Origin of the sequence: Mesorhizobium sp. M1A.F.Ca.IN.022.07.1.1, assembly GCF_003997575.1 — a bacterium.
GTDB lineage: Bacteria > Pseudomonadota > Alphaproteobacteria > Rhizobiales > Rhizobiaceae > Mesorhizobium.
The window spans coordinates 1-4752 of the sequence record NZ_RZST01000403.1; the positions used below are offsets into that span (position 1 = coordinate 1).

The window sequence follows — 4752 nt, forward strand, 5'->3', positions numbered from 1 at the left end:
CTATGTTTCCGGCCTGGGTGCTAACATAAATCGGTTGCAGGCGAACATCGTGAAATATACGTACGCCGGCTGCCCGCCGATACTCTCTTACTACTCTTACGCTCGTCTTGATTGTGTCCGGTTCAATCGCAAGGCCTTGGACATCATCTTGGAAGCGGACATCAAGACGGTTATCCTCAGCGGTAAATGGAGTGACTATGAGGTCAGAGGCTTCGACGGTCTTCAGCAAACAATCGATACGCTTCGTGCCCTGGGCGTGCGCGTGTTTGTCATCGGCCAGTCTCCGCAGTTCCCAACTGACGTCCGGAAAATTGCGTTCTTCGCCAAGCGCCAAAATCTGGACGATACGTCCTGGCCGATGGCGATGGACCCCGGCATCAACGAACGTGTGCGCTCATTTACCAAAGGCGCCACATTCATCGATCCGCTGAAATTCCTGTGCAGCGCAGGACGCTGCCCCTATTCCGACAGAGGAGAGTTTATGTATTTCGACTATGGTCATTTCTCTTCAGCCGGCGCCACACTGGCAATCTCGAAATACTGGCCGGCTTTTGGCAAAGACAATGCTCTTCCTAAGACGAAGTAGCGGGTCAGACGGCTGACAAGCACCAGTGCGGGTCCCTGTGATTGCTCCTGCTTCGGCAGCAGCCGCGACGATGGAGCTGTTCAGGTTTAAGGCCACCCGATAGCGACCTAGGATGGGTGCTGCCACGCGGATCGGACTAAGCGTGCATTATCACGTAAATGTTGAGAGAATGAATGGCGCCGCGAAGGGCAATTCCAGCCATCCACAGCGACAGGCGTGTCGCGGTCCCGACATAGCAGTGGCACTTACCTGACACGGCCTCACACTGCCCTCTAAACGGCCCCGAATTTGAACTGACCACCCCTGGCCGGTTCATTGGGCAGGTCAAGGGCTAGGCTGTATTACACAGGGCTCACCCCTTTCAGTCTCAAGTTGGTACGATGGGCCGTGGACGGTCGATGCAGACTTCAAGGATGGCGAAAGAAGCTCTCTATGCGTGCGTTGTCGAGGCAAGTGCCTTTGCCAGAGATGCTCGCGGCTGGAGAGATTTCAAAATGAGCGTTGGAAGCGGAGAATGCCGCCGACGCTGTTCGGCTTGCTCGTGCCCTTGACGGTGGTAGGGTCGGCAGGGCCGACGCCAAAGTTGCCGTAGCGGTCGTAATCGACCTCGGCTGTGACCGTGAAGCCAGGAACGACCATATAGACGACGTTTGCAGCCAAACCAGAATTCTTGAGCTGATCACTCGAGACCTGAAAGTTGAACGAAGTTTTCTCGTCAAACTCGTAGGTGGCGCCCGCCCAGAAAGCCCACTGGCCGTTCCAGATTTTGTACGAGCCGCGCACATGATTGGCGATTGCGCCGTTTGAGTCCTCGTTGAGACTGCCATTGGAACCGTAGCCGAACAGTCCAAACAGCGACAGCTGGTTTGTGACAGCGACGTCGACACGGATCTTGCCGGCCAAAGCTTCGTAGTTGCTGTCATAAGCCGCGACGCCGGTGATCGAGCCCCAGCCTTGCGTGTATTTCAAGCCGGCGACAACGTGCGGAATATAGCTGTCGATAGTACCGGCTGAGCCCGATCCTTGTTCGAGCGAAATCACGGTCGAAATGCCGTTGCCGGCGTCGAAGTAGTACTGAGCCACGTTGGTGTCGAAGCCGGCCGACCGAACGAGCATACTATCGAGAACGTTGCCAGCGTAGCTTACAAACGTATCGAAGGCCGACCCGTCCTTGCCAACTCGCAGGCCCCCCAGCTCGACCCAGGCAGAAGCCAGTGCGAGGCCGCTGTTGAAACCATAGTTCTGAGGACTGTCACGCGAGTTAGCGCTATTGCCAAAATTCACGTGGGTTTCGGTATAGGTCGTCAACGCGCCGAGCTCGGTCTGCTGGCCGCTCCAAGTTTTGAACGTGAAGCGTGTGTTGTTTCGCCAAGTGCCTTGGTCCTCGCCAGTTCTCACATCCGAGGTTCTTGCGCTGTCATACGATCGGACATCACCCAGGCCGATATCATAACGGACATAGCCGCCGATGCGCAGGCAGGTCTCGGTGTTGGGAATATAGAAATACCCCGAGCCGAGGACGTCGCAGATCTTGATGTACTCAGCCGGTTCCCGCTCGGCGCCAGCTGCTCGAACGACGGAGGCGGCGATCAGAGCAGTTAAGCCGAGAAGACGAATCTTGATGTACATGTCTAGATCTCCATGAAGGAATAAAAAGGATAGAGGCGTAAGAGCAAGCTTTACTCTAAATTTTGTGCGTGTTGTCTCCAATTTGTGGACGTAAAAGCGCTTGACATGGGAGGTTATCCAGCGTAAAAGCCACATGTACTTAGAATAGTGTTTTCTGCTAGGAGATTCATTATCGTTTATATGTGAAACACTCCGGTCAGACCGCTGCAGCCTCGGAATAGAGCAGCAAGCGACATGCCAACCTGAAGCGTAGATGCGGCCGACACCAAAATTGGGCCGACGCGCCTTCGTCTCGCTGGAATCACTTTTTTTGAGGGTCACTGCGAAAAGCAATGTGCGACACGGTTCGCCATGTTCGATATGTGACAGTCTCGTTTAACAGCGACGGCTTCCCGTCTGACCGCAACGGAGGCCGCTTCATGCGCTACCGAGAAGGATTACTGCGCGCGTGCGGTCCGCAAGGGCTGCGCCAGGAACAGAGGGCGTCCACGTCCGATGTGTCGCATGGTGGCCGAAGCACCTTTTCGCCGCTGTAAGTTCGCCGTGCAGGTACATTGCGCGGCCGATAGCGAGAAGGGATCGCACCCTGAAACGGTTGCCTAGGGCTCGCCTCGAGTAATTGGCGATGAACAGCATTCTCGAGAACTTAGTCTCGACGGAAAGAGCAACGAAAGGAAGCCGCTTGGACGAGCACGATCCGAAGGAAGAACTGATCGAGACCATTTTCCGCAACGGCACAATCACTGCCGTGGGTATCCTGCTTGCCTTTTCGCTCGGCTTCCTCACTCATTGGGCGGCGAACCCCTTGCCATGGCAACTCTACGATCTGTTCGCCGTAGTGCCGATCCTGCTCGGCATCGCACTGCAGATGAGAGCGCTGTCCATGCTGCTCGACATGAGTTCCTTGCGCCGCCCCATCTACGAACGCGCCAATCGCATTTTCATGGTCGGCCTCATCCAGACCGCGTGTGGCGTCGGGATGGCGATCTTGGTCGATCTTTTCGGGATATCGGTAGGGGGCACGCTGCCCGGCGCTTGACGACAAGCCACACCGCCGCTCATCGCTCGAAGCGACGTCAAGCTGGGGAGCCTTGTGCACCCCCTAGCGGCGCCTTCCTTTCATCAAATGAGCGGACGTCAGCTTTAGAGCGTCTCGGTGGCTAAAGCCGGTATGGTTTTTCGGCCGGCAGGGAAGGCCGCTGGCTGGACCTGGATGGCGTCTGACCGAGGCTTGACAGGTGCGTTGCGACGTTTGGCGTCGGACATGAATTTCGCATTGCAAAGTTCTTCCGCAGACGCCTCAAGCACACTGCATCGGCGTCACGTACTCAAACGTTGAATGCGGCACCGCACCATCACCTCAGGCGGACCATGGCACGCGCGCTCGGTTGATACCGTCCTGTCCAAGCGAGACTGCGACATCGCCGCCTCCGCCTTGAAAACGCGGAGAAAGCGGGACGCACTGACTTAGGTCAGAGACAGGACGAGCGCGCAACGAAACAATGATGGATCAGCGACGTGGGACGACAGCTCCTTGCACACCTCAATCCTGACAAAGTACCGGGACCCCCGGCCGCCTTGGTATACCATCTATCCGACTGTGCCAGACTTCTCTGCGGCGGTTGGTGCTGACGATTATGAGGAATGGCTGGGGGGCCTCCCGGCCGACGAATCGGTGTCGCTCTATTTCCACATTCCGTTTTGCCGATCCATGTGCTGGTATTGCGGCTTCCCTACCGCCGTCACCCGTCGCAACGGCCCGATCCTTAATTATTTGGCGTGCTGCGTCAGGAGATCAGTTTGGTGTCGGAGCAAGTTCGGCAAGGGCTGCCGGTGAGCGATGTGCATTTCGGCGGCGGAACGCCTCACCTTATCGGGCCAGCCGAGCACTTGGCGCTGATGGAATTTCTACGCCGCCACTTCGCTTTCAGCAAAACTGCTGCGATCGCCGTGGAGATCGATCCCCGAACGTTCACACCGGAAATGGCCGAACCCTTGGCAGCTACCGGTGTCAACCGCGCGAGCATCGGCGTGCAGAGCTTTGATCCCGATGTGCAAAAGGCGATCAATCGGATCCAGAGTAAGGTGCAGACGGCCGCTGCCGTCGAAAATCTCCGCCGGCATGGCGTTGGCCATATCAACTTCGATCTCATCTTCGGTCTCCCGAAACAGACTGTGCAGTCCTGCATCCAGACCGCGATGGCTGCGGTCGCCATGCGCCCCAACCGGTTTGCGGTGTTCGGCTACGCGCATATTCCTTCCGTGATAAAGAATCAGCGCCTAATCGAGCAGGCAGGTCTACCGGACGGCGATGTTCGCGCCGAACAGGCTGCAGCTGTCGCCGAGACACTGGTTGGCGCCGGCTACCGGGAGATCGGGCTCGATCATTTCGCTCTGCCGGACGACGAACTGTAAGCGGTGTTCTCAGGCCACGGCCTTGAGCTCGAGCTTGTTGATGTAGACCCAAGGCAGGAGATCGTCGATCTGGCTGTTGGGGTGGCCGTTGACGATCCTGGTGAGGACATCGGCGAGATAGC

General features: G+C 57.2%; 4 protein-coding genes and 1 pseudogene. 3 read left to right on the forward strand and 2 right to left on the reverse strand.

Translation table 11 applies throughout. The annotated features are described in order from the left end of the window. The coding region (locus EOA75_RS28955; RefSeq protein ID WP_281058584.1) for an SGNH hydrolase domain-containing protein at nt 1–586 on the forward strand (586 nt) is incomplete at its 5' end. A 489-nt stretch (nt 587–1075) separates the two neighbouring features. Here EOA75_RS28955 and EOA75_RS28960 read toward each other — a convergent pair. Next, nucleotides 1076–2215, reverse strand: coding sequence for a porin (locus EOA75_RS28960; RefSeq protein WP_091595823.1), 1140 nt, complete (start codon nt 2213–2215; stop codon nt 1076–1078). A gap of 682 nt (nt 2216–2897) precedes the next feature. Here EOA75_RS28960 and EOA75_RS28965 point away from each other — a divergent pair. Continuing rightward, nucleotides 2898–3254, forward strand: coding sequence for a hypothetical protein (locus tag EOA75_RS28965; RefSeq protein WP_091595902.1), 357 nt, complete (start codon nt 2898–2900; stop codon nt 3252–3254). 495 nt (nt 3255–3749) lie between these two features. Continuing rightward, nucleotides 3750–4627: pseudogene (locus tag EOA75_RS28970) on the forward strand (radical SAM protein); the annotation flags it as partial. A gap of 12 nt (nt 4628–4639) precedes the next feature. On the opposite strand, the gene EOA75_RS28975 reads toward EOA75_RS28970, so the two are convergent. Further along, the coding region (locus EOA75_RS28975) for a transposase domain-containing protein (RefSeq protein ID WP_164747629.1) at nt 4640–4752 on the reverse strand (113 nt) is incomplete at its 5' end.